Here is a 24,146-nt window from a genome sequence, read left to right on the forward strand (position 1 = left end):
GCAGGCCTCAGCGTCGGACGTGGCCGGAATAGGTGCCGTCGGATTCGGCATCGCGAAGGGTGTCCGCGACGATGCCGGAGATCTCCTCGACGGCACGCAGATGCAGTCCCACGACGTCCTGGTTGCGCTCCAGGACTCCGCGCAGGCGCAGGAGCTGATCCAGCAGCGGCGGCTCGAGCTCGGCAGGATCAAGGCCGCGCGTCAGGCGTGTGAGTTCGAGCAGGCTCTGGCTCTTGCGCCGGTTCACCGCCTCCTGATCGATCGGGCGATGCGCCAGCAGCGCTTCGGTCTCGGCCGCGACGGTCGCTTCGAGGCGCTTCAGGGATGCGAGCAGCATGGTCTTTCAGATCTCGGAGGTCTTGTTGGACAAAGCATTGGAGGGGGCCGCCGGGTGCAGTGGACGGGCCGCCTCAAGCATTTTCGCGATGCCGAGGCCGCCGGCCTTGGCCACCTGCGTGCCAACCTGATCAGCCAGCATCGATTTCCAGATCCCACCGGCATTGCCCTTGCCGAAGACAGCGTTGGACTTCGACGGCATCATCGTTTCGACGAACTGGCGCAGAACGAACGCTTCGAACTGCTTGTAGGGATCGCCTGCCTTGCCGGCTCCCGAGACCGCATTGTCGGTCTGCAGGGCGGTCAGCGTCCCGCGTGCATCGAGGGGCATGTGCACCGAGACGCCGGCCATGCGGTAGGCATCACCGAAGGCCGCAGGATCGGCTCCCGGAGCCGACAGCTTGGCGGCGGCCTCCTGCACGCGGCCGGGATCGGCGGCGCGGGCCACGTCGAGGACGATGTCGGTCGGTGGAGAGATGCTCATGGCGGGCGCCGGTCGGGTTCGAGGGGCCGATCGTTGAGGGGCTTAGACGCCGTGGCTTTCGGCAGGCTTGCGTGGTGGCGGCGATCAGTCCGGGGCGTGGCCGGCGCGGGCGACCATGAGGTCGAGTTGCTCCTGCAGAGCGTGCTGCTCGCGCTCGTGGGTGCGGAGCTTCGCGAGGCTTTCGGCCTGCCGCGCGGTGCGCTTTTCGGCGAGGCCTCGGGCCCGTAGTATTTCAGACAGTCGCGTCGAGGTCGCGGCGATTTCGGTCGCCTCGCTGGCGAGACCGCGCAGGCGACGGGACGCGGCGTCCAGGAACAGGCCCTGCATGGTCTCGCCGGCGAGTGTCGTCAGCAGGGCGGCCCGGTCGGCCTCGATCCCGGCGGCCTTCGCGCGGGCGTCGGCGAGATCGCGCTCGGCGAGGCTCCGCATCTGCTCCTGGACCTTGAGCAGGCGCTGGGCGCGGACGAGGCGAAGGCGGGTGGTCATGGTCTCAGCCCCGGCGCAGGTAGTCGAAGTAGCCCATCACGAACTGCATCAGGAATTCGTTGCTGATCAGGTACAGCAGCATCAGCCCCCCTGCCATGATGAACGGCGTGGCGATGAAGTAGACCGGGATCTGCGGCACGAGCTTGTTGATGAATCCGGCCGCGAGATTCACCGCCACCGCGTAGACGAGGAACGGCGCGGTGATGCGCAGGCCGAGGACGAAGGCCGTGGTCACCTGATCGACGATGCGCACCAGGGCGACCTGCGAGCCGATACCCTCGCCGGGCGGGATACGGCCGTAGGAATCGATCAGGCCGCGAAACAGCTCCCAATGCAGGTCGGCGGCGAACAGCAGGGCGGCCGCCGCCATCATGATCATCGCCTCGACGGCCGGCACCGGGTCCATGCCCTCGGCAACGGAGCCCGGCATGCCGCCGAAGCCCACCATGGTGGCGGCGGCGTTCACCACGGTCTCGAGGACCACGTAGTAGATCCGCCCGAGGAAGCCGAGGACGAGGCCGGTCAGGCTCTCGGTGACGATCCAGCCGAAGGTCGCGCCGGGATCCTGCGCGGAGAGCTTGCCCTGGAACAGCGGCAGCAGCAGCGGAGTCAGGGCGAGCGAGACCGCGAGCGAGATCAGGAGGCGGACCTGCGCCGGAACGCGGGGGCTGGAGAAGCCAGGGACCACCAGGAGGCAGGCGCCGACGCGGCAGAAGATCAGGAACACGCCCAGGAAACTCTCGGGCGCGAACAGACTCGCGGCCGACAGCACCGTCACGAGATCGTCCCGAGGGAGCGGATCTCGACGCCGCGGGCGATCTCCAGGTGCGAGAGCACGGCCAGCGTCGGATAGAGCCGCTCAATGATCATGCGCACGTAGGGGCGGGCGTCCGGCGCGGTGACGAGAGCGAAGTTGCGGGTCTCGCGCATCTGCTTGCGGATGGCTTCGGAGGCCTCGGTGCCGAACTGCTCCACCAAGCGCGGGTCGATGTCGAACTCGATGACCTCGCCCTTGCCGTCGCGCTTCAGGCTCTGGTGGAAGGAAAGGTCCCAGGCGCTCCCCAGGCGCAGCACCGCCAGAACGCCGTTCTCGGCCAGGTCGCCGCAGATCTGCTGGGCGATACGCATGCGGACATGCTCGGCGATCTGCTCGGCCCGGCGGGCATGGGGCGTGATCTCGGCCACCGCCTCCAGGATGAGGTGCAGGTTGCGGATCGACACCCGCTCGGAGAGCAGCAACTTGAGCACCGCCTGCAGGCCCGAATAGGAGATCTGCGACGGGCAGATCTCGTCGAGCAGGCGCTTGTACTCGGGGTCGAGGCGGTCGAGCAGGTTGCGCATGTCCTTGTAGGACAGCAGCGTCGGCAGGTTGTTGCGGATGACTTCGGACAGATGGGTCAGCAGCACGGACGAACCGTCGATGGGTTCGAAGCCGCCGCGCCGGACCTCGCCCGCATAGGCGTCGAGCACCCAGCGCGCCTTCATACCGAAGGCGGGTTCCCGCACCTCGTCGCTCGGCACGTCCGGCACCGGCCCGTCGCCCACCACCACGAGCAGTTCACCGGGCCGCAACTCCTGGGTCGCCACCACGGTGCCGTGGATCAGGATCTGGTAGGATTTCGGCGGCACAGCGAGGCTGTCGGTCAGCTTGATGTCCGGCACCACGAAGCCGTACTGGCGCGCGAACTTGCGGCGCATCTTGGCGACCCGGTGCGACAGTTCGGATTGCCCGCCCTGGATCTGAGCCGAGATCTGGCGTCCGAGGCACAGCTCGATCTCCGGGGTCTTCAGCGATTCCTTGACGGATTCGCGGACCGCGATCTGCTTCTTCTCCTCTTCATCGGCGGTCTTGGCATCGACCAGGGCCTGCTGGGCGGCGAGCCGGCGCGGAATGGCGTAGGCGGTGAAGGCCATCAGCCCGGACAGGACCATGAAGGGCAGGAACGGCAGGCCCGGCACCAGGGCGAACATCGACATCAGCGCCGAGGCGACCCACAGGGCGCGGGGATAGGCGCCGAGCTGGCCGAGCACCGCCTGCTCGGCCGTGCCCCGCGTGCCGCCCTTGGAGACCAGCAGGCCGGCGGCCAGCGAAACGATCAGGGCCGGGATCTGCGAGACGAGGCCGTCGCCGACCGAGAGCTTGGTGAAGACGTCGGCCGCCTGGCCCAGCGGCATGCCGTGGCGGGTGGTGCCGATGATGATGCCGCCGAAGACGTTGACGGCGATGGTGATGAGGGAGGCGATGGCCTCGCCGCGCACGAACTTCGAGGCGCCGTCCATGGAGCCGAAGAAGGCGCTCTCCTCCTCCAGTTCGCGGCGGCGGTGCTGGGCTTCCTTGTCGTCGATGAGCCCGGCATTGAGATCGGCGTCGATCGCCATCTGCTTGCCGGGGATCGCGTCGAGCGTGAAGCGCGCGCCGACTTCCGCGATGCGGGTGGCGCCCTTGGTGATGACGAGGAAGTTCACCGTGATCAGGATCAGGAAGACCACGATGCCGATAACGAAGTCGCCGCTCATCACGAACTGTGAGAAGCCCTGGATGACGTGACCGGCCGCCGCCACGCCGTGCTGGCCGTTGGCCAGGATCAGCCGGGTGGTGGCGATGCCGAGCGCCAGCCGCAGCAGGGTGGCGATGAGGAGGACGGTCGGAAAGGCCGAGAACTCGAGCGGCTTCTTGATCCACAGCGCCACCATCAGGATCAACACCGACAGGGCGATCGAGAAGGCGAGCCCGACATCGAGCAGGATCGCCGGCACCGGCAGGAACAGGATCGCCAGGATGGCGACGATGCCCGCCGCGAAGCCGATGTCCCGCTGGGACCGGCGCTCTCCTGCAATCGTGGCGCTTGCCGCCATGGCGGATACTCAACCCCCGTGAACCGATACGGGCTTGTCGCTGCGCAAGCTTGCGCGAGGATCGCATCAGGGCTGCCACCGTCAGGAACGGGATCTGCGGCTTCCCTCAGAAAGGACGGGGCGAGGGTGGATTGGACACCCCTCCGTGCAAGCGTCCGACCCATCGATCGACCGCATGGTCCCGACGGGGAGACGCATGTGGTCGAGGACAGCCTGGAGGCCGACGATTCCGTTCCGAAGACAACCTCGTGCTAAAGACGGCGCGGGCGTTGCTGAGGCTCGGGACTTCAACCCAGGCCAGCAACATCCGCGTCGCGTCTTCGAAAGTTTCCATCGACCCATGCCCAAGATCAGCTCCACGCTCCTTCTGCTCGGCGCCATCCTCTTGCCGAGCAGCGCCGTCCTCTTGCCGAGCGGCGCCGTCCTCTTGCCGAGCGGCGCCCTTGCCCAAGCGACGCCGATCCGCGAGTTGCTGAAGCTCTCCTGCACGGGAGACTACCTCGAGCATTGCAGTATGCATCCGCCCGGCGGACCGGAGGTCGAGGCCTGTTTCCGAGAGAACATCCGCAAGCTCTCGCCGGATTGCGCCCAGGCGATCCGGACCTATCAGCGCCAGAAGAAATCGGGCCGGTGAAACCCGGCGTAGACACCAGGATTCTCCCCTGAAGCGGATCGGGATCACGCCGTGTCGCAGGCCGAAGCAGGAGCAGACCCCGTCCGGTTCCGCGATGCCGGCGAGACGGCCCTGGTGGTCGAGTTCGGAGCGCGGGTCGACCCGGAGCTGAATGCCCGGGTGCTCGCCCTGGACGCGGCGCTGGAGGCGGCCCGGAACGCGGATTCGATCCCCGGACTGCGCGAGACGGTGCCGACCTATCGCTCGCTGATGATCCACTACGATCCGTTGGTGCTCGACCGCGACACCCTCCTGGCGCGGGTGACGACGTTGCTCGAACCGGCCGGCGCGGCGCCGCGCATCGGCCGCGGTTGGACGCTGCCCTGCTGCTACGACCCGGCCCTCGCGGAGGATATCGAGGCGGTCGCGGACTGGGTCGGGCGGCCGGCGGCCGAGGTGGCCGACCTGCACACCGGGGGCAGGTACCGGGTTTACATGTACGGCTTCGCGCCCGGCTTCGCCTATCTCGGCGGCCTGCCGGAGGCCCTGGCGATCCCGCGCCGAAGCCATCCGCGTCCACCCCATCCCGCCAGCGCGATCCTGATCGGCGGCGGCCTCGCGGCGGTGGCGACCCTCCCGATGCCTACGGGCTGGTACGTCCTCGGCCGCACCCCCGAACGTCTCTTCTCCGAGGCCCGCCCACGGAGCTTCCTGGTCGAGCCCGGCGACACCCTGCGCTTCGAGGCGATCGACGTCGCCACCTTCGCGGCCCTCGACGCGCGGGCGGCCCGGGGCGAGATCATCGCGCGGGCGGACGGATGATGGCGGAAGCCAGGCTGTGCATCCTCGGCGCGGGCGCGGGGGTCACGCTCCAGGATGCCGGACGCCACGGCGCCCTGCGCTACGGCATCACGCCGGCCGGACCGATGGACCCGCTCGCCCACGCCACGGCCAACCGCGCCCTCGACAATCCCCTCGGCGCCACCGCCATCGAGGTCTCGCTGGGCGGGCTGTCGCTCACGGTCGAGGGAGGGCCGGTCGACATCGCCCTGGCGGGGGGCGACCTGCGCATCGACCTCGACGGACGCCCCCTCCCCGGTTCCGTTGCCCTGACCCTGCGGCCGGAGGCGCGCCTGACCCTGCGGGCGGGGCGAGCCGGGGCCTGGAGCAGCCTCGCGGTGGCGGGCGACATCGCCGTGGCGCCGGTTCTGGGCTCGACCGCGACCCACACCCGGTCGGGCCTCGGCGGCCTGCACGGCCGAGCGCTCCAGGCCGGCGACACCTTGGGGGTGACGCATCCGCGTGCGGGGATCGGCGAGCCGGCACTTCTCGCGGTCCCCTGGCTGGACCGGCCCCCTAAGGTGATCCGCGTCATCCTTGGGCCGCAGGACGACCATTTTGAGGCCACCACCCTCGCGGCCTTCCTGGCCGGGCCCTGGCGGATCGGCCCGCGCGGCGACCGCATGGCGTGCTTTCTCGAAGGCCCCGCCCTTCCGGCCCGGACCCACGACATCGTCTCCGACGGGATCGCCATGGGGGCCATCCAGGTGCCGGGCTCGGGCGCGCCGCTGGTGCTGATGGCCGACCGCCAGCCCACGGGGGGCTATCCGAAGATCGCCACGGTGATCGGCGCCGATCTCGGTCGCCTCGCCCAGGCGCAGGCGGGCACGCGCCTGCGCTTTGCCGCCGTCGGCGTATCCGAGGCGGTGGCGGCGCGGCGGGCCGAGCGCGCGGCGCTGGAGCCGGCCATCGTGCGCACGCCCCTGGTGCGCACCGAGTTCCCCTCGGAATTTCTGCTCGGCACCAACCTCATCGATGGCGTGGTGGGCTAGGATCGCCCCCGCCGAGGAGACGCCGGATGCCGACCATCGATTTGAACGCCGATCTCGGAGAGGGTTTTGGAGCCTATCGCTGCGGCGACGACGCGGCCATGCTCGACCTCGTCACCTCGGCCAATGTCGCCTGCGGGTTCCACGCGGGCGACCCCGGGATCATGGCCGAGACCTTCGCCGGGGCGCGGGCGCGCGGCGTCGCCGTGGGCGCACATCCAGGCTTTCCCGATCTCGCCGGCTTCGGGCGGCGGCCGATGCCGTTCAGCGCGTCCGAGATCGAGCGGCAGGTCGCCTACCAGATCGGCGCAGCCCAGGCGCTGGCGGCCCTGGCCGGGCATCGCCTGACCTACGTCAAGGCGCACGGAGCGCTGGCCAACCGGGCGGCGGCGGAGCGGGATGTGGCCGACGCCATCGCGCGCGCGGTCCGGGCCGTCGATCCTGCCCTCGGGCTCCTGGCCATCGCCCGCACCGCCCAGGTCGCGGCCGGCGAGGCGGCGGGCCTCTCGGTGCATGCCGAAATCTTCGCCGACCGCGGCTATACCGAGGACGGCCAACTGATCCCGCGCGACCGGCCCGGCGCCCTGATCGCGGAGGCGGCCGTGGCGGCCGAGAGGGTGCTGGCGATGGTCCAGGCGGGCGGCCTCCTCACGGCCGACGGCACGCTGCTGCCGACGCGGATCGACTCCGTCTGCGTCCACGGCGACAGCCCGCATGCGGTGACGATGGCGCGGGCGGTCCGGGCTCGCCTGGACGAGGCCGGGATCGGGCTCGCGGCCTTCGCCTAGAACCCCGTGACGATGCGCCCGTAGGTGGCTTCGGCGAAGGTGTAGATCTGCGCGCCGATGAACGAGCTGGTGACGAGAAGCACCAGCAGGATCACCACGATCTTGGGCACGAAGGTGAGCGTCACCTCCTGGATCTGCGTCAGTGCCTGCAGCAGCGCCACCAGGATGCCGATCAGCATCGCGGCGCCGATCGCCGGGCCGGCCGCGACGATCACGGTCCAGATCGCGGCGCGCACGAGTTCGAGGGCGTCGACCTCGTTCATCCGGTGAGCGGCCTTGTCCTGAGAGTTGCTACGTCGGGCCGTCTCTAACCCGAACGCCGTCAGCGCGACAGCGAGATGCCTTCGGTGAGCAGCACGTCCTGGCCGTTGGTGAGGCGGGCGAGCGCGCCCTCGCTGGTGATCTTCACCGACTGGACTTCGCCGCTGGCGCTTCCGTCGGCGGAGGTGATGGTGCGGCCGATGATCTGGTCGGCCTGCGACAGGAAGCTGGAGGAAAGCAGCGAATCGAGCTTGGTGTTGGTCTTCGTCGCCTGCTCCACCTGCGAGAAGGTGGCCAGTTCGCTGACATAGGCCGTGGAATCCATCGGCTTGGTCGGGTCCTGGTTCTTCAGCTGCGTCATCAGCAGGGTGAGGAAGGTGTCGGCGTTCATCGAGGCGGCGATGCCCGTCGCCGACTTGGCGGCGGCGGCGGTGGTGGCCGTCTGAGATGTGGCCGGGCTGGTGACGCTGGCGACGCTCATCGGCGGGCCTCCTGGTGTGATGGCCGGATCAGGCCGGATGGACGGGGGATTCGATGGACGAGATCGTCAGCTCCGGGATGACCGCGCCCGCCTGCGGCGCTGGCGCCATCAGGGCGGCCTCCGCCGGGTAGAGGCCGCGGATCAGCTTCAGCGCCTCGATCAACCGGCCGGTCTCGACCAGCTGGCCGGCGCCGACGACGCCCTCCGCGATATCCGGATCGGTGACGGTGGCGAGAATGCCGGCCTGCAGGCTGCGGCACAGGGTGCGGGCGTCATCCGCGTTGGCCGGCTCCATCAGGATCGTCTGGACCGCGAAGTAGAGCTGGCGCAGGGGCGTGGTGGCGGCCTCGGCCTGGAGCACGTGGGTCTCGAGCAGGAAGGTGGCGTCGTTCAGAAGCTCCAGGGAGACCTTCCGGTCGACGCGCAGCACTGCACCGTTCACGTAGACGCGCTCGCCGGCGCGCAGGGACAGGCGCATGGCCCGGCTCACCGCAGGCCGTCCCGGATCGCGGTGTTGACCGCGATCAGCGACGACAGGGTCCGCTCGGGCGCGGCGATCACCGCGTTGGCCTCGTGCATGCTCCACAGGCCGATCGAGACGAGATCGGCGCACAGGTCCGGCGCCAGGCCGTTATCCTCGCTGGATAAGTCCTCGATCAGCACGCCCCACAGGCTCTGCAGGAAGCCGGCGGCCGAGGCGCGGTCGGTCTGCTGCGCGTCGGGCCGGTCGGCGATGCGCAGGAGGTCGATCGCCCGATCGAAGGCGGCGCGCTCCCGCTCGCGGGCGATCGCGGGGGCTTCCTCCATGATCTCGGCATAGGAAAACTGGTACATGTCGATCCTGTCCCGTGGGTCCGCGGCCCGCCGCGCCGTGGCGCTGGTCCGGGCCGGTGCATCGTGTGGGGTGGGACAACCCGGGCGGAGGGCGCTCCCCCCGCCGGACTGTCGCCCTAGCGTCGAGGCGTTCAGAGATAGTTGACGAGGTTGAGCTGCCGCAGCTGCGCGGTCAGGGCGTAGGAGATCTGCACCTGGGTCGAGAGGCGATCGACCCGGGTCTTGGCCTCGGCCTGGTCGACCCCCTCCATCTGCCCGATCTGGGACTGCAGCAGGGTTTTCTGGGCGTCGAGGCGGGTGTTGGCCTCGGTGATCGCCCCCTGCGACCGGCCGAGATCGGCCTGCAGGGTGACGAGCCCCCGGCTGGCCTCGCCGAGGAGCCCCGCGACCCGCTCGGTCAGGACGCCCCGTGCCTCCGCCGAGAGATTCTCAGCGCCGAGACTGGAGGCCATGACGTAGGCCATCGCGAGCTTGCGCAGAGCCGGCGCATTGGCGCTGACCGAGGTCTGCGTGGTCTCGCTGAGGGAGATCCGGCTGGTCAGGGGCGCGGTGCCCGCCTTGGACCAGGTGGCGCTCCAGCCCGCGGCGTCGAACAGGTCGCGGAAGACCGGCCCGTCGAGGAAGCTCGCCATGGCGGTCGGGGTGATCGCGGCGGCGCTCGGGTCGTCCTGGCCGATGCCGAACGCCGCCCGGAAGGCGGCATCGACGGCGGATTTCGCCGGGGAAGCCGGCGTGGTGGCATAGGCCGTCACCGGTGCTTCGCCGGCCCGCGTACCGCCGAAGACGAACTGGCCGCCCGCGGCGGTGTTGAGGAGCGCCGTGAGGGAGACGAGCTGGTTGGCCGCCATGTCCTTCAGCACCGCGACGCGCTGGTCCTGGGGCGTGCCGATCAGCGCCGTCAGGGTGGCGTCGGCGCCGCCCTGCATCTGCTTCAGAACGGCCTGGGTCGTCCCCAGGCGCAGGGTCGCGGCGTCGTTGCCCTCGCGCAGGGCGGTGAGTTCGGCCGAGGTCTGGCGCAGGCCGACGGCGAGGCCGGTCCGGCTGCCGAGGGCGAGGCCGACATCGGCGAAGCGGCCGGTGACGATTTCCTGGTTGGCCTTCGCCATGTCGGCCTGCATGCGGGCGACCCCGATGCGCGGCGTGTTCCAGAAGCTCAGAGTGGAGAGGGCGTTGGTCCGCATCGGGTCTATCGCACCGCATCCATCAGGGTTTTCAGGAGGTCGTTCACCAGCGTCAGCAGCTTGGCCGAGGCCGTGTAGGACCGTTCGAGGTCGAGGGTCATCGCCGTCTCGTCGTCGGCATTGACGCCGGTGGCGTTCGAGTAGGCATCCGAGGCCCGGGCCAGCAGGGTCGACTCGTAGTTCGACTCGGAGGTCGCGGCCTGGCGCTGGCTCGCAAGCCAGCCGACCGAAGCATTGGCGAAGTCCTGCAGGCTGGCGCGGCTGTTCAGCTCGGTGGCCGGATCGAACGTGCGGTCGGCCCCGACGAGGGCGGCCAGGGCGCGCAGGCGGTCGGGATAGGCCGTATCGGTGGCGGGCGCCGGGCTCGACCGGTACGCCGCGCCGGCGATGCCGCCATCCCGCAGACGGGTGACGTCGCCACCCTGCTGCGGGTCGACGGCGGCGTTGATCCGGATGCTGGCGGCGCCGCCCGGCTGGCCTGGACCGGCCCCGCCGGTGAACAGGCCCGCTTCCCGCGGCGGCGCACCCGCGACGATGCCGAAGCCGACATCGACCAGTGACCGGCCAGGGCTCGCGTCGATATTCGCGACGGTGAGCTGCGCGGCGGCGCCCGAGGTCGCCGTGGTGATGAAGGTCAGGCGTCCGAAGCCGTCGAGGGAGGCGCTGACCTTGCCGGCGAGCGGCGTGTTCGCGCTGTCGGCCGCGATCTGGCCGTTGATCGCGGCGAGAAATTCGGCCGGGGTCACGCGGGCCGGGTCCGCGGCGGCGGAGCCGATCGAGGCCTTGTTGATCACGATGTTCGCCGCGGAGCCATCGGCGAGGCGGAGCGCGAACGCGACCTCGTTGGCGCCGCTGAAATCGGCCGTACCGGCAAGTCCCGGCGCCGCACCGGGCCGGAACGCGCCCGTGTCGGCGAGCGCGCTGGTGCCGCTGACCTGACCAGTCGACTGTCCGACCGCGAAGGTCCCGGTCTCGGCGAAGGCGTCGACCAGTGCGTCGGCTATGCCGTCGAGCTGGGTCTGGTAGCGGGTGGCGACGCCATCACGCAGTTCGGCGAGCCCGGCGAGGCGGCCCGAACGCAACGGCATCGGCGAATTGGCGCCCGTCACCGGCACGCCGTCGACCATGACGGGGGAGCCCGTGGAGCCGGCCGAGAAGGGAGCGGTGGGCACGAACGAGACGCGGCGTGCACTGCGCTCGAACAGGGGAACGCCGCTGTCGGTGTAGATCGCGACGTCGTTGCCCGCCCGCACGACGGTGGAGATCCCGATCTCCTGCGACAGGCCGGCCAGGATGCGGTCACGGTCGTCGAGGGCGTCGGTGACGTCGGTCCCGTTGGCCGTCCCCCGGGTGACGATGCGGTTGGCCGCCTCGAACTGGGTCAGCAGATCGTTGATGCGCGAGACCGAGTCGGCCATCCCCGCATCGGCCTGCCCCTGCACGGTCTGGACGGCAGCGGAACCGGTGTTGAGGCTCGTGGCGAGATCGCGCGCCCGGTCGACCGCGTTGCGGGCGAGCGCCGCATCGTCCGGCTTGTTGGCGGCGGCCTGAAGTGCCGCGTTGAGCGCGCCGAGGCGCGCGGCGGGCGAGAGACCGTCGTCGGTGTCGCCGACGGAACTCTGCAGGGTGGTCAAACCGTCGAGGACCGCCTCGCTCGCCGCGACCGAAGAGGTTCCGGCGAGCTTGCGATCGAACAGGGCGGAATCGGTGGCGCGCTGGATGGAGACTGCGCTGCCCCCGCCGGCCGCCACCAGATTGGCGATCTTGCGGGTGTAGAACGGGTCGCTCGCCCCCGCGGTGTTGCGCGCGGCGACCGCGATCTGCGTCGAGGTCGCGACCAGCGAGGTTCGAGCTGAATTGAGGGCAAGGGCGAGGCCCATCGGGTGTTTCCTGGCAAGCGGGCGGGTAGTGGAGGGTATCGGCCGCCGCACCGGAGGGGCGCGGCGGTGGAGACGTGAGCAACCGCGCCGGCGCGGCGCGGAATTCCGTCAGCGCTTGAGGTTCATCAGGGTCTCGAGCAGCTCGTTGCCGGTCATGAACACCTTGGAATTGGCGGTGTAGACCGTCTGCGACTCGATCATCGTGGTCAGCTCGGTGCTGACGTCGACGTTGGATTGCTCCAGTGCGCTCGCCTTGACGGTGCCGAGGCCGCCGAGACCGGCGAAGCCGATCTGGATGTCGCCAGATTCGAGGGTGGTCTGGAAGACGTTGCCGGCGCGGGGGTTCAGGTTGTCGGGGCTCTTCACATCGGCGAGCGGGATCTTGAAGGCCCCGACCCGGGTGCCGTCGGCATAGGTCGCGTAGACGACGCCGTCCGAGCCGAACTCGGTCCCGGTCACGGCCGAGGGCGCCCGGCCGTTGGCGGTACCCTTGAGGTCGTAGGCTCCGGCGAGCTGCGTCGTGCTGCTCAGGTCGAGGGTGACGGTCTTGCCGCCCGGGACCGGGACATCGAGCTCGACAGGGCTGCTCAGCTTGCCGTTGGGTCCAAAGGTGAAGGCGGCCGGCGGGGCGAGGGGGAGGTTGTCCGGCCCGTAGACGACGGCAGTCCAGGTGTCGGCGGGAACTGCCGGCGCAGCGGCGACCGGCGGCACGGCGGTCGGGTCAGCGGCAACCGCCGCGCTCACAGGCGACTTCTTGAGGTAAACGTCGAGGGTCACGCTCTTGCCGAGGTTGTCGTAGGTGACGAGCGACGTCTTCTTGGAATAGTTGTCCTTCGACACGACGCCGCTCTTGTCCGGCGTATCGGCCGAGAGATTGCCGGTGATGGCGGCCCCGTCGGAGGGCGCCGCCCGCAGGCCGAGGCTCGCCATGTTGACCGGGACCAGGCCATCAGTGCTGTTGAGGGCCGGGCTCAGTTCCTTGCCCTCGACGATGGGATAGCCCAGCAGGGTGAAGCCACCCGAATTGACGAGGTTGCCGCTCGGACCGTCGACCACGAAGTTGCCGGCCCGGGTCAGGTAGGGCGACTGGCTCTCGTCCTGGACCACGAAGAAACCCTTGCCCCCGATGGCGAGGTCGGTCTTCGAACTCGTGAAGGCGATCGGGCCTTCGGCGCCGATCGAGCGGCGGATCGTGGTCTCGACCGCGCCGGATGTGTAGTTCGCCGTCGAGGCGCCCTCGATCAGCAGGGACGAGAATTCGGCGGCCGAGCGCTTGTAGCCGGTGGTGCTCGAATTCTGGACGTTCTCGGCGACCGTGGAAATGCGGTTCGACTGGGCGTTCATGCCGGAGACGCCGGTGCGCAAAACGCTGATGAGACTCATGACGTCACCTCAAGGATGGGGATCGCGGCACGGCGCGACGGCTGGCGGGCACTAAAGGAAGACAGGCTTGCGCGGGGCTGGACCCTGCGGCACCGGGCGCGCGCGGGGTTGAATTCGGACCGGAAATCATGATCCGCCTCACGTCCGCAGGGACTGGGCGAGTTCCAGGAACGCGTCCTGGCTCGCCGCCATGCCGGGCTCCTGGCGCAACGCTTCGTAGATGCGGGGGACCAGGAGGATGGCCTGGTCGAGCTCGGCATCCTCGCCGGCGCGGTAGCCACCCATCAGGCGCAGGTCGCGGGTCTCTTCGAACCGCGCCATCATCGCCTTGAGGCGGCGCACCAGTTCGCGCTGCTCGGGCGTCCAGACCTCGGATGCAAGGCGCGAAATCGAGCCGAGGAGATGCATCGCCGGGTAGCGGCCCTGCTCGGCGATGGCCCGGTCCAGCACCACGTGACCGTCGAGGGTGCCGCGGATGGAATCGGCGACCGGATCGTTGTGGTCGTCGCCGTCGACCAGGACCGAGAATACGCCGGTGATGCTGCCGGCACCGTCGAGGCCGGGACCGGCGCGCTCCAGGAGGCGCGGCAGGTCGGAGAACACGCTCGGCGGATAGCCGCGCGCCACCGCCGGCTCGCCGGCCGCCAGCGCCACGTCGCGGGCCGCATGGGCGTAGCGGGTGACCGAATCGACGATGAGCAGGACGGATTCGCCGGCATCACGGAAGGATTCTGCGATGGCCATGGCCATCTTGGGCGCCTGACGCCGCATCATCGGGCTCTCGTCGCCGGTGGAGACCACGATGACGGCCCGGGCCCGGTTCGGTGCCATCGCGCCCTCCAGGAACTCCCGCACCTCGCGACCGCGTTCGCCCACCAGGGCGACGACGACGCTGTCGAAGCCCGTGGCGCCGGCCAGCATCGCCAGCAGGGTCGATTTGCCGACGCCGGAGCCCGCGAAGATGCCGATGCGCTGGCCGAGGCAGAGGGGGGTGAACAGGTCGATGGCGCGGACGCCGGTGCGCAGGGGTGTCGTGACCCGCGCCCGTTCCATGGCGGGTGGCGGGGCGGCCTCCAGCGGCACGGCGCGGGCGCCCGGCACGAGATCGCCGAGCCCGTCGATGGGGCGCCCGAGGGCGTCGATCACACGCCCCTTCCAGCCCGGATCGGGCCGCAGGGTCGGGTCGCCGAGGCGATAGGCCAAGGTGCCGATCCCGGCCTCGATCCGGCTGTCGAACGGCTTCACGGTGACCCCGGCCGCATCGACGCGCACGACCTCGCCGATCTGTTCGCGTCCGTTGGCCAGGAAGCCCATGCGGTCGCCGAGGGTCATGAACGGCGCGACGCCGGCGATGCGGGCGGCGCTGGCGGTGACCTCCTGGATCGGGCCGCCGACGCGCACGAGCGGCAGGGCCTCGCGGCCCGTCGCCAGGGCCGCGCCGAGGCGGTCGAGGACATCGGTCATCGGCTCAGCCCTGCGGGCTCAAGGAGCGGATCGCCCCCGAAAAGGTGGTCTCGGTCTCGCTCGACAGGTTCGCGGCGCTCTCGAAGGCGCGCTGGATGGTGATCAGCTTCGTCATCTCCAGGACCGGGTTGACGTTGGCGCCCTCGACGTAGCCCTGCACCATGCCGATCCGGGTGAAATCCTGGACCGGACGGGCCGGCAGGTTGGAGGTTACGCCGTTCGGCTCGGCGCGGGTGAGCGTGCCCTTCGGGTCGAGGGTGAAGAGCCCGAGGGCGCCGACCTGATTGATGCCCTGGGACACGCTGCCGTCGCGCCCGATCGTGGGCGGGCCGGCCTGGGGGTCGAGCAGGATCGGGGCACCGCCCGGATCGAGCATCGGCTGCCCAGTGAGGCTGCGCAGCTGGCCCAGCGGGTCCATCGTCATGCGGCCGTCGCGGGTGTAGACGGGGCCGTTGGCGCCGCGCACCGCGAACCAGGCCTCGCCCTGCACCGCGACGTCGAGGGGACTGTCTGTCTTGATCGTCGGCCCGGCGCGCTGGGAGATATAGGTGTCGCCCGACGACGCGAAGGCCACCGCGCCCTTGCTCGCCTGGGCCAGGAGGGCGGTGAACTTGGTGTCCTCCGCCCGGTAGCCGCTGGTGGAGAGGTTGGCGACGTTGTTGGCGACGGCGTTCAGGCGCTTGTCCAGGGCGACCTGGGCCGAGAGCGCCACGTAGAGTGCGTTCTGCATGGCGCGTCAGCTCCCGAGGCGGATGCGTTGCAGGCTGAGGAGCAGGCTCGCGTCGAGGCCTTGCGCGCTCGAATCGGCGAACAGATTGAGGATCGGGGCCGAGGTGGCGTTGTTCTGCGCATCCCAGATCGCGGTGAAGCGCTGCACGAAGCGCTGCAGCGTGACCGGGTCCTTGAAGCTGGTGAGGTCGACCCGCTTCTCAATGATCGCGGCCTGCCGGGCGATGGCTTCGGACGACGATGCGTCCGGTAGGCCCAGCACCGTCTTGACCACCTGCGACAGGGCCGGATCGCCGAGCACGCCGTAGCCCGAAGACACCGTCGGGGCGATGCGGGCGAAGTAGAGCGCGAGGCGGACGCCGGCGTCCTCGCTGCCCGCGTCGGTTTCGAGGCTCTGGCGCAGATAGGCGGCGGTGGTGTCCGTGGTCGCGGCGGCGAGCGTCGTCGTGAAGGCGCCGTAGGTCTTGAAGTCGAAAGCCTTGGCGAAGGCGACGTAGCGGTCGTCGGCGAGGCGATTGGCGAAGGCCGTGCGATCGGTGACGCCCTCGGTCAGGACCTTGCGCATGAAGGCCTTCGCGTAGGTCATGTCTTCGAGGCCGTAGGCCTTCATCGCGTAGGCATAGAGGCGCCGGTCGCCGAGAAAGTCGTCGATGGATTTCACGTCGGCGATCTTGGCCTTGTAGTAGGCCGTCTCCCGGGCGACGTCGGGCTGCTTGGCCTTGCGCGCCAGGGTCGCGTCGAGGTCACGCGCGAGCAGCGAATAGCTGGTGAAGGTGCTGGTCATGACGGGGCGCGATCGCTGGTGGGGCCGGCGGTGTCTGGGCCGAGGGAGATCCGGGCGGACTCTCCCCGCTGTGGGCCGGATCGCTCTGGACCGGGTTCCTTGCGGCAGGCTGGTGCCTCCACGACGCGGCGACGAAATCCGGATCGGCGGAGCCTCACAGCGGTGTCGGCCCGATGATCGTCTCCGAGGTGATCACGACCCAGCCGGCGCCGGTGGCGCGGATGGACAGAATGCGGCCGGCGCCCGGCAGGACCGCCCCGGGCACCACCTGGCGCAGGCCCTCGGGACCCTCCACCAGCGCTGCGCCGTCGGCGACCCGGCGCAGGATGTATCCGCCGCGCGCGCTCGGCGATGATTCCGCCCGCTCCGGTGCCGAGGGCAGCGGGACGGGATCGGGCAACGCACCCGTGGTGGTCGGATCGAGGTCGAGGGCGGCCTCGCGCACCGGGGCGGCGCCCCGCTTGAAGAGGAAACCGCCACCGCCCGCCGGGAGGAACGGCTGCACCGAGTAGATGTTCGAGGCGCCGGTGATGGCATAGGCCGCGAAGCTTCCCGAGACGACGGCCAGCCCAAGGCAGACCGCGACCGCGGCCCGCTCGATCGCGGCGGCGCGGGACCGGCGCCGGATCTCCGCTCCGGCGGACGGGCGACGATAGCCCGGACGCTGGGGAAGCGGGGATGCCGAACGACGTGTGAGTGACGCAGTCATGACCACCGCATGAGAAGACCGGCGATTGAGACAAAACACTCTCAAATCATAGTTACGATCCGGTTAATGCCCCGACATCGACAGACCGGATGCCTGAGGCTATGCCCGACGACACTTGAGAAAGGGAGCGGACCCTCGATGGCGGATTGGCAGGAGGCGGTCTCTCGCGGGGACCGGCCCGCGCGTGGGCCATCGCCGAAGCGCCACCGCGTTTTGCAGCAGGGGCGCATCGTCCTGGGGCCGGAGCGACTCCTGGCCTGCATCATCCGCGACCTGTCGCCGACCGGTGCCTGTCTGCGCCTGCCGCGCCCGACCTCCCTGCCCGAGCGGTTCGACCTGGTGATCGCGGGCGACGCGCTGCGCACCGTCACCGTCCAGTTGCGCTGGCAGCGGGCGGATTTCGCCGGCGTGACTTTCCTGGCCGAGGGTTAGGCGCCGGGTTGTCCCCAGGCATACCGGCCCGGCGCATCCGGGCACAGGCCGGGACCGGTCGCCTTAAGCTCCTGCTAATCCGGAGCGGGCATATTCGCTTTATCGGCAAGCGACTGTCCCAAGAGGGAACAAAGCTTCCTCGATGCGAACGCGGTGGATAGGTTTCGTGGACCTATAGACATGATGTCGCCCCACCGCTCCGGTGAGAATCCGGGATGTAGACAGCAGCAGCCTGGCTTTACTCGATGAAGCCTTTCCGCCCTTGCGGCCTGCTGCGCGGCCACACACACGAATTCCTTGCAATTCCTGTCAACCGGACATCCTCGCAATGACCAGCCTGCTGACCAACAACGCCGCAATGACGGCGCTGACGACCCTCAAGAGCATCAACACCCAGCTCGATATGACGAGCAACCGGGTCTCGACCGGCCAGCGGGTCTCGAACGCCTCCGACAACGCCGCCTACTGGTCGATCGCCACCACGGTGCGCACCGACAACGCCTCGCTCTCCGCCGTGAAGGACTCGCTCGGCCTCGGCTCGTCGGCCGTCGACACCGCCTATAACGGCCTCAACAGCATCATCACCGACCTGCAGAACATGCGCGCCAAGCTGCAGACCGCGCTGCAGCCCGGCGTCGACCGCTCCAAGGTCCAGACCGAGATCACCGCGATCCAGAACAAGATGAAGGCCACGGCCGACTCGTCGAACTCGAGCGGCCAGAACTGGCTCTCGGTCAACTCGGCCACCTCGAACACCGCCTATCAGCCGATCCAGAACGTCGTCGCGGGCTTCTCGCGCGATCCGAGCGGCGCGATCAACTTCTCGAAGGTCAACGTCGACGTCAACAACATCAAGCTGTTCGACGCCAACAGCACCAGCGTGACCACCACGGCGACGAAGGCCGTCGTGTCCGCGGCGAACTCGCTGACCGGTACCGCGGCCTTCGTGCGGGGCGGGACCGCCGACTTCAGCGGCACCGCCGAGTCTGCGATCAAGATCACCATCGGCGGCGTGAACGATACGATCAAGCTCAACAAGGAGACCCTCGCTTCGGCAGCGGCGGACCTGACGAAAGTCACCACGGAGGAATTCCTCAGCGCGCTCAATAACCAGATCGCCGCTTCGGCTAATCTCGCCGGCAAGGTCAAGGCTGACCTCGATACGCAGGGCCGCCTGACCTTCACCTCGACCGCGACCGGCGGTGCCACGAAGATGACCATCGAGGCCGGCACCGTCACCGGCGGCAAGGCTCTGGTGGACGTCGGCTACGGTCTCGCGGCCGCGACGGACCTCGCGGCTCCCAGCGTGACCGGCGGCGCCTACACCGCTTTCGACCTGAGCGGCACGAACACGAAGGTGCTCACCATCAATGACGGCTACGGGGCCAAGACCGTTACCCTGAACGCCGCGAGCTTCACCGCTCTCGGCGCTGCGGCGACCTCGGGCGCCAACACCGCCGTCAACGGCGCCGACGTTGCCGCGATGATCAACAAGCAACTGGCCGATCAGGGCAGCAAGGCCACTGTGACGTTCGCCGCGACCAAGTTCACGGTCGCGACCCCCGAAAAGGGAAGCCTCAACAGCGCCGGCACCGCCAATACCATCACGTTGGGCGGCGCCGATGTGGCAGGCTTCGGCCTCACCGCGGGCACGACCACGGGTACGGATCTGGTCTCGGCCTCCCTTGTGCGGGTCGGCTACGGCACCGATGCCGGCACCACGGTGGCGCGCGGCATCCTCGACTCGATCGACAACGCCACCAGCGTGTCGGTCGCCAACGTCGACATCTCGCAGATGGTCGGCACCTCGGGCGATACCGCCCTCAGCGCGATCATCACGCAGATCGACAAGGCCATCGCCAAGGTCACGGATTCGGGCACCAAGCTCGGCGCCAACAAGACCCAGATCGACGGCCAGAAGACCTTCGTCGACACCCTGATGAAGGCCAACGACCGCACCATCGGCATCCTGGTCGATGCCGACATCGAGGAAGAGTCGACCAAGCTCAAGGCCCTGCAGACCCAGCAGCAGCTGGCGGTGCAGTCCCTCAGCATCGCCAACTCCTCCAGCCAGGGCATCCTCTCGCTCTTCCGCTAAAACCCGACCGCGCCCCCGGATGGACCGGGGGCGCCTCACGTAGAAAGGCCACGCCTCCGCGAGGGGGCGTGGCCTTTCTGGTTTCAGAACGGCGTCTCCGGCGTCGGCCTCGGACCGGCCGTCCGGATCAGCCGACGAAGGTGTACCCGGCGAGCCGCTTGGCCTCGATCGGATCGTAGCCGAGGCGCATCCGCAGCTTCTTGCGCAGCTTGCTGATGTGGCCCTCGACCACGCTCTCCTCGACGTCGCTGCCGTGGTCGGCATAGACGGCGTTGAAAATCTGCGTCCGGCTGAGTTGGCGGCCGCGATGGCCGGCGAAATATTCCAGGATGTGGCGCTCGCGGCGCGGCAGGATCAGGCTGGCGCCGTCGATCTCAGGATCACGTCCGTCGGCGAACACCTTGAGGCGGCCGCTGCGGTCCTGGGCGGGGGGGGCCTGGATCTCGCCCCGGATGCCGCGCCGGCGGATCGCCTCGACCCGGGCTAGGATTTCGCGGACATGGACCGGGCGGCGCACGACGTCGTCGATGCCGGCGGTGAAAAGATCGAGGGTCTGCTCCAGGGAGCGGGTCTCGTTGAGGGCGATGATGGGCGCCTGGGAGAGGCTGCGGATCGCGGCGGTCCGGCTGGCCCGATCGGAGCATTCGCCGAGCACGATCCCCTTCAGGCTGTCGGTCGGATTGCCCGCGAGCCAGACGAGAAATTCGTCGGCGTTGCTGCTACGGGCCGGAACCGCCTGCGCACCGAAACCCGCCACGTACTCGGCGGCCACAGCCTGTCTCTCATCCACAACGATATACATTTCAGCGCCCCGCCGAAAACGAATTGTTGGGCAAATCCGGCGGACGATCACCTTGGATGCGGAGCGACTTCGTTGTCCGCTCTCAGCATCCTGGTTTTGCTTGATGATACTTTCGCAGCAGATCCTCTAGTGGGATCTATTCGCTGCCGCCCGCCGTTTTGCGTTAACAATGTTTCTTTAAGGAAATGGTTAATTTTGCATTAAGTGTGCCGGCGTCCTGTGATCCCGGTTCATTTTTACCGGTACGGCGGACCCAGTATCGCTCTCGGGCGCGTCGAGTGTGCCCGATCGGTGACAGTCCTATCAGGGATCCGCACGGCCGGAGGTCCGGCTGCGAATCGCAGCGCCGATGAGGCCGAGCCACAGAGGCCGAGCCCGGCTCAGTCGGTGCCGACATGCGGTTCCGGGTACGGCTCGGGTCCGGGTCGCCACGGCCGACCCGACAACTTCCCGGGATCGAGCGAGCGCCGCGTCAACGTCCCGGTAGGATCTGCGGAGTTGGGGTCTCGGCCCCCCGCCTAGTAGAGGGGTTCAGGGTTTCGGCCAGGAGTTCGACCTGGGCGACGAGTCGGCTCAGTCCATCGCTGCGCGGAGCCGTCGGCATCGGTGGCATCGCCCCGTCTCCACCGAGGCTTGACAGGGTGACGGTGACCCAGCCGCTCCAGGCGGCCAGGGCTTCGGGCTCCGCCGTTTCGACGGCATAGCGCAGGGCGGTCAGGCGAGCCGAGATCCGCCGCAGGGTGGCGTCGGCGACCATGGCGGATTCCACCTGCGGGTGGCGTCCCGCCCGGGGCTGTTGCAGGGCGCGCGCCAGGGCCGCCTCCAGATCGTTGAGGGCGAGGCCCGCGCCACGGGAGGCCTGGGCGCGCAGGCCGGACGCTTCCGCCTCCGGGCCTGCGCAGAGTACCGCGCGGGCGAAGGCGGCGTGGGCCCGAACCGCCTTTCGCAATTCGAGGCGGACCTGATCGGGTTCCCAGATCGGCCACAGCACCAGGGCGCTCGCCACCGCTATGGCACCGCCGAGCAGGGTGAGCAGGGCGCGCATGCCGACCACCTCCCACGAGCCGTGCCCCGGCTCGATCACTTCGACGAGGAGCACCACCAGGGGCGTCAGGCAGGCGATGAACACGCCGTAGCTCACTTGGCGCGCGGCAAAGCCGACGATGCTCAAGGGAAATACCAGGGCGGCGAGCGCCAGCGGCGTGGTGGCGATACCCGCGAGGGCGGCGCCGATCAGGCCGCCGAGCACGGTGCCGCCGATGCGCTCCAGCGCCCGCTGCCAGGTTGCGGCGTAGAAGGGCTGCATGGTCAGCACCACCGTGATGGTGAGCCAGTGCGCGAACGGTCCCGACCAGACCAGCGTGGCCCACAGGGCCGGCGCCGCCACCACGGTGGCCCGCACGGCGTGCCGCAGGTTGGCCGAGGCCAGCGTGAAGTTGGTGGCGAGGGGCTCGCGCAAGCGGGTCCCGAGGGGCAGGCTGGCACGGCCCAGCAGGGCGCCGCCGGGGCGATAGCCGTCCGGCGTCGAGAGCTTGGCTCCGATCCGGACGCGATCGAGGATGCGCGTGGCCAGTTCGTGCAGGCTGCCATCATGCGCGAGGCGCCGCGTACTGCGATCCATCGCGCGCTCCAGGCGGGCGAGATCGACCACGCTGTCGTCGCGGATGGCGCGGGCGATGACGCCCAGAAGGGGGCGCAGGCGGCGCAGGAACCGGCGCACCATGCGCCGCCGGCGCGGATCGGGCTCGCTCTCGATGAGGTCGGACACGGCGATCAGGGCCGCGAAGATCTGCTCGGCGGCTTCGAGGCGGATCAGGGCCTGGGCCGTCCGATCCGAAATTCGCTCTCGGCTGCGGGCAAGATCGACAATCACCGTGCGGGCCTGCTCGATGGCCTCGCGTACGCCCCGGCGATGGGCGCGCGCATGCCGGTCGAAAGCCTGGTGATCGATGATCTGGGGATCGGAGATCTGGAGGTCCGAGGCGTGGGGGTCCAAGGCGTGGGGGTCGGAAGTTTGAATATCGGAAGTCTTGATGTCGGACGTCTGGCGATGGCCGTCCTGCGGCATCGCCCTCGTGCCGGGCGTCTCGGGCCTGGCCGGGGAGGCAAGGTCCTCCAGGTCGTCGCAGAGGCGGGTCAGGCGGCGCCAGACCTCGGCCACGGCGCGGTGGGTCGGGCGGTAGGGATGGAGCCGCCACAGGAGGAGCGCCAGGAGCGTCGCCCACAGGCCGCCGGCGCTGAAGACGAGTCCCGCCACCAGGGCTTGGTCCGGGCTGAGAGGCCGATCGAGGGCGAAGCACAGCACCAGGACCAGGACGTTGCCGGCGGACTGCGCCTGCACGCCCCAGACCCGCGCATAGGTGCAGGCAAAGATGACGATGCCGGCGAGCGGCACCACCGGCCCCGGCCCCAACGGCTGCATCAGGCCGAACAGCCCCCAGATCACTCCACCGAGCAGCGAGAACAGCGTGAGCACGAGGAGGCGGGAGCGCATCGGACCGCCCGCATCGGCGAAGCAGGCGAGGTTGGCGGCGAGTGCCACGGTCAACAGCGGCGGCCACGCCACCCACTCGTGCAGCAGGATGACGAGGCCGAAGGCCAGGGCCGCCCGGATCCCGTCGAGAAGGCTCAGGCCGCGGGGATCGAGGCCGATGGGCAGGCGCGTGAGGTCGAGCCCCGGATTGGTCAGCGTTCCGCGTCCCCGCAGGAACGCGACCGCCCGCATCCGCCGGCGTGGTCCGGCAGCGGTGGCGGGATCGGCAGGGGAGGTGGAATTCGGGGACACGCGGGAAGGCTCCCGGTGGACGCGACCTCCACCGTCCCGACGATCTAGCGCCGCACGCGGCCCGGTGGAACCGCCCGACCCGACACGGGAGCCCTGCATCTCGGGGACACCGGCAGCCCCCGTCCGTCACGGGCGGCGCCGGCGAGCCCCTTCTGGCGGACGGGTCGCCCGGTCAGAACTTGCCGCCGAGGCCGACGCCGCCGCCCTGGCTCAGTTGCGGCGCGAGGCCACCCGAACTCGACCGGCTGTTGGTCTCGCCTTCGATGTCCTCCCGGCGGACGCGACGCTCCTCGTTCGCCGCCGAACGGGTCTGGGCGCCGGAGGCGTTCGGGATGTTGAGGCGGCGCGTCGGCGAGGTCTGGGGCACGGCGTCGTCCGGATCGATCTGGGCGGCGCGGCCACGCTGAGGACCGGGCACGGCGCCGCGCATGGAGGGGGGCGGCCCGACCTCCGTCTCGGGCATCACCCCGCCGCCTCCGCCGAGGGCTTGGCACCCGGCGAGCGCAGCGGCAACGAGCGCGACGGCGCAGGCTTTGGACGGAAGGGACATCGGCTGCAGGTCCTCGAAACACCGGCGACCACCTCGGGCCACCCACTTGATCTGATGGCCTCTCTACGACGCGGTCTTGTCGAAAACCAGACGGCGCCGCCGGGTGACGTCGGGACAACCGCTCGTGCCCGCGGGCTGATCTTGCAAGACGCGAATTTTGCAAGACGCGAATCCTGCGCGACGCGAATGTGAGAGGTGCGAATTTCTGAAACGAGAATTTCTGAGACGAGAACCTGCGGGAGGCCAACTTGAAAGACACGGGCGGGCGGGATGTCGCCCGGGGCATTGCGGCCACGCTTCCCCCGGTGCGAGAGTGCGCTTGCGGGAATGGGGTCGCCACGGACCGGTCCGGTTCTTGCGCCCTACCCTCCCGACTGCCCG

The 24,146-nt window shown here is 69.6% G+C and carries 25 protein-coding genes; 6 read left to right on the forward strand and 19 right to left on the reverse strand.

Annotation, left to right across the window (positions count from 1 at the left end):
* Nucleotides 1-7 precede the first annotated feature (7 nt).
* From ASF57_RS15525 to flhA, 5 genes are all read right to left on the reverse strand, one after another.
* The gene (locus tag ASF57_RS15525) at nucleotides 8-337 is read right to left on the reverse strand and encodes a hypothetical protein (protein WP_056181418.1); all 330 of its coding nucleotides are present in this window, start codon (nucleotides 335-337) and stop codon (nucleotides 8-10) included.
* 6 nt (nucleotides 338-343) lie between these two features.
* Nucleotides 344-820 (reverse strand): rod-binding protein, encoded by a 477-nt coding sequence (locus ASF57_RS15530; protein ID WP_056181421.1) that lies wholly within the window; start codon nucleotides 818-820, stop codon nucleotides 344-346.
* Between the two features lie 84 nt (nucleotides 821-904).
* Nucleotides 905-1,306, reverse strand: coding sequence for a hypothetical protein (locus tag ASF57_RS15535; protein WP_056484909.1), 402 nt, complete (start codon nucleotides 1,304-1,306; stop codon nucleotides 905-907).
* A gap of 4 nt (nucleotides 1,307-1,310) precedes the next feature.
* Entirely contained in the window at nucleotides 1,311-2,084 is a 774-nt protein-coding gene (gene fliR, locus ASF57_RS15540; protein WP_244476965.1) for a flagellar biosynthesis protein FliR, read from the reverse strand.
* Nucleotides 2,081-4,162, reverse strand: a complete 2,082-nt coding sequence (gene flhA, locus ASF57_RS15545) for a flagellar biosynthesis protein FlhA (RefSeq protein ID WP_056181430.1) — start codon at nucleotides 4,160-4,162, stop codon at nucleotides 2,081-2,083. The genes fliR and flhA overlap by 4 nt, the downstream gene beginning before the upstream one ends.
* 340 nt (nucleotides 4,163-4,502) lie before the next feature.
* Here flhA and ASF57_RS15550 point away from each other — a divergent pair, with 340 nt between their 5' ends.
* From ASF57_RS15550 to ASF57_RS15565, 4 genes are read left to right on the forward strand one after another with little or no spacing between them, the layout of a single operon-like run.
* Nucleotides 4,503-4,796, forward strand: a complete 294-nt coding sequence (locus tag ASF57_RS15550) for a hypothetical protein (protein ID WP_244476966.1) — start codon at nucleotides 4,503-4,505, stop codon at nucleotides 4,794-4,796.
* Between the two features lie 51 nt (nucleotides 4,797-4,847).
* On the forward strand, nucleotides 4,848-5,597 hold the full coding sequence (locus ASF57_RS15555; RefSeq protein WP_056484911.1) for an allophanate hydrolase subunit 1: 750 nt from the start codon (nucleotides 4,848-4,850) through the stop codon (nucleotides 5,595-5,597).
* Nucleotides 5,597-6,607, forward strand: coding sequence for a biotin-dependent carboxyltransferase family protein (locus tag ASF57_RS15560; RefSeq protein WP_056484913.1), 1,011 nt, complete (start codon nucleotides 5,597-5,599; stop codon nucleotides 6,605-6,607). Before ASF57_RS15555 ends, ASF57_RS15560 begins: the two co-directional genes overlap by 1 nt.
* Nucleotides 6,608-6,633: 26 nt before the next feature.
* Nucleotides 6,634-7,392, forward strand: a complete 759-nt coding sequence (locus ASF57_RS15565; RefSeq protein ID WP_056181440.1) for a 5-oxoprolinase subunit PxpA — start codon at nucleotides 6,634-6,636, stop codon at nucleotides 7,390-7,392.
* Here the strand turns inward: ASF57_RS15565 and ASF57_RS15570 are convergent.
* The 11 genes from ASF57_RS15570 to ASF57_RS15620 all read right to left on the reverse strand — a co-directional run bounded on the left by ASF57_RS15570 (nucleotide 7,389) and on the right by ASF57_RS15620 (nucleotide 17,098).
* Nucleotides 7,389-7,655 carry a flagellar biosynthetic protein FliQ gene (locus ASF57_RS15570; protein WP_056181443.1) on the reverse strand — a complete coding sequence of 89 codons (267 nt, stop codon included), beginning with the start codon at nucleotides 7,653-7,655 and terminating at the stop codon, nucleotides 7,389-7,391. The genes ASF57_RS15565 and ASF57_RS15570 overlap by 4 nt on opposite strands.
* A gap of 59 nt (nucleotides 7,656-7,714) precedes the next feature.
* The gene (gene flgD, locus ASF57_RS15575) at nucleotides 7,715-8,134 is read right to left on the reverse strand and encodes a flagellar hook assembly protein FlgD (RefSeq protein WP_056181446.1); all 420 of its coding nucleotides are present in this window, start codon (nucleotides 8,132-8,134) and stop codon (nucleotides 7,715-7,717) included.
* Nucleotides 8,135-8,162: 28 nt separating this feature from the next.
* Nucleotides 8,163-8,612, reverse strand: coding sequence for a flagellar biosynthesis repressor FlbT (flbT, locus tag ASF57_RS15580; RefSeq protein ID WP_056484915.1), 450 nt, complete (start codon nucleotides 8,610-8,612; stop codon nucleotides 8,163-8,165).
* An 8-nt stretch (nucleotides 8,613-8,620) separates the two neighbouring features.
* Nucleotides 8,621-8,968 carry a flagellar biosynthesis regulator FlaF gene (gene flaF, locus ASF57_RS15585; protein ID WP_056484917.1) on the reverse strand — a complete coding sequence of 116 codons (348 nt, stop codon included), beginning with the start codon at nucleotides 8,966-8,968 and terminating at the stop codon, nucleotides 8,621-8,623.
* 131 nt (nucleotides 8,969-9,099) lie between these two features.
* Nucleotides 9,100-10,149 carry a flagellar hook-associated family protein gene (locus ASF57_RS15590; protein ID WP_056484921.1) on the reverse strand — a complete coding sequence of 350 codons (1,050 nt, stop codon included), beginning with the start codon at nucleotides 10,147-10,149 and terminating at the stop codon, nucleotides 9,100-9,102.
* 5 nt (nucleotides 10,150-10,154) lie between these two features.
* The gene (flgK, locus tag ASF57_RS25850) at nucleotides 10,155-12,029 is read right to left on the reverse strand and encodes a flagellar hook-associated protein FlgK (RefSeq protein WP_056484923.1); all 1,875 of its coding nucleotides are present in this window, start codon (nucleotides 12,027-12,029) and stop codon (nucleotides 10,155-10,157) included.
* A 108-nt stretch (nucleotides 12,030-12,137) separates the two neighbouring features.
* Entirely contained in the window at nucleotides 12,138-13,412 is a 1,275-nt protein-coding gene (locus ASF57_RS15600; RefSeq protein ID WP_056484925.1) for a flagellar hook protein FlgE, read from the reverse strand.
* A gap of 138 nt (nucleotides 13,413-13,550) precedes the next feature.
* Nucleotides 13,551-14,876, reverse strand: a complete 1,326-nt coding sequence (gene fliI / locus ASF57_RS15605) for a flagellar protein export ATPase FliI (protein WP_056484927.1) — start codon at nucleotides 14,874-14,876, stop codon at nucleotides 13,551-13,553.
* A 4-nt stretch (nucleotides 14,877-14,880) separates the two neighbouring features.
* The gene (flgF, locus tag ASF57_RS15610; protein WP_056181467.1) at nucleotides 14,881-15,606 is read right to left on the reverse strand and encodes a flagellar basal-body rod protein FlgF; all 726 of its coding nucleotides are present in this window, start codon (nucleotides 15,604-15,606) and stop codon (nucleotides 14,881-14,883) included.
* A 6-nt stretch (nucleotides 15,607-15,612) separates the two neighbouring features.
* The gene (locus ASF57_RS15615) at nucleotides 15,613-16,389 is read right to left on the reverse strand and encodes a DUF1217 domain-containing protein (protein ID WP_056181469.1); all 777 of its coding nucleotides are present in this window, start codon (nucleotides 16,387-16,389) and stop codon (nucleotides 15,613-15,615) included.
* Between the two features lie 154 nt (nucleotides 16,390-16,543).
* Entirely contained in the window at nucleotides 16,544-17,098 is a 555-nt protein-coding gene (locus tag ASF57_RS15620) for a hypothetical protein (RefSeq protein ID WP_056484929.1), read from the reverse strand.
* A gap of 138 nt (nucleotides 17,099-17,236) precedes the next feature.
* Between ASF57_RS15620 and ASF57_RS15625 the strand changes: the two genes are divergently transcribed.
* Nucleotides 17,237-17,530 (forward strand): PilZ domain-containing protein, encoded by a 294-nt coding sequence (locus tag ASF57_RS15625; RefSeq protein WP_056181477.1) that lies wholly within the window; start codon nucleotides 17,237-17,239, stop codon nucleotides 17,528-17,530.
* Nucleotides 17,531-17,858: 328 nt separating this feature from the next.
* On the forward strand, nucleotides 17,859-19,628 hold the full coding sequence (locus tag ASF57_RS27285) for a flagellin (protein WP_056484931.1): 1,770 nt from the start codon (nucleotides 17,859-17,861) through the stop codon (nucleotides 19,626-19,628).
* A gap of 127 nt (nucleotides 19,629-19,755) precedes the next feature.
* On the opposite strand, the gene ASF57_RS15635 is transcribed toward ASF57_RS27285, so the two are convergent.
* The 3 genes from ASF57_RS15635 to ASF57_RS15645 form a co-directional block, all read right to left on the reverse strand.
* Entirely contained in the window at nucleotides 19,756-20,430 is a 675-nt protein-coding gene (locus ASF57_RS15635; RefSeq protein WP_056484934.1) for a response regulator transcription factor, read from the reverse strand.
* Nucleotides 20,431-20,902: 472 nt separating this feature from the next.
* Nucleotides 20,903-23,155, reverse strand: coding sequence for an FUSC family protein (locus ASF57_RS15640; RefSeq protein WP_056484936.1), 2,253 nt, complete (start codon nucleotides 23,153-23,155; stop codon nucleotides 20,903-20,905).
* 232 nt (nucleotides 23,156-23,387) lie between these two features.
* On the reverse strand, nucleotides 23,388-23,765 hold the full coding sequence (locus ASF57_RS15645; protein WP_056484938.1) for a hypothetical protein: 378 nt from the start codon (nucleotides 23,763-23,765) through the stop codon (nucleotides 23,388-23,390).
* Nucleotides 23,766-24,146: the final 381 nt, after the last annotated feature.

The sequence above is a fragment of the Methylobacterium sp. Leaf117 genome (assembly GCF_001422985.1).
Classification (GTDB): Bacteria; Pseudomonadota; Alphaproteobacteria; order Rhizobiales; family Beijerinckiaceae; genus Methylobacterium.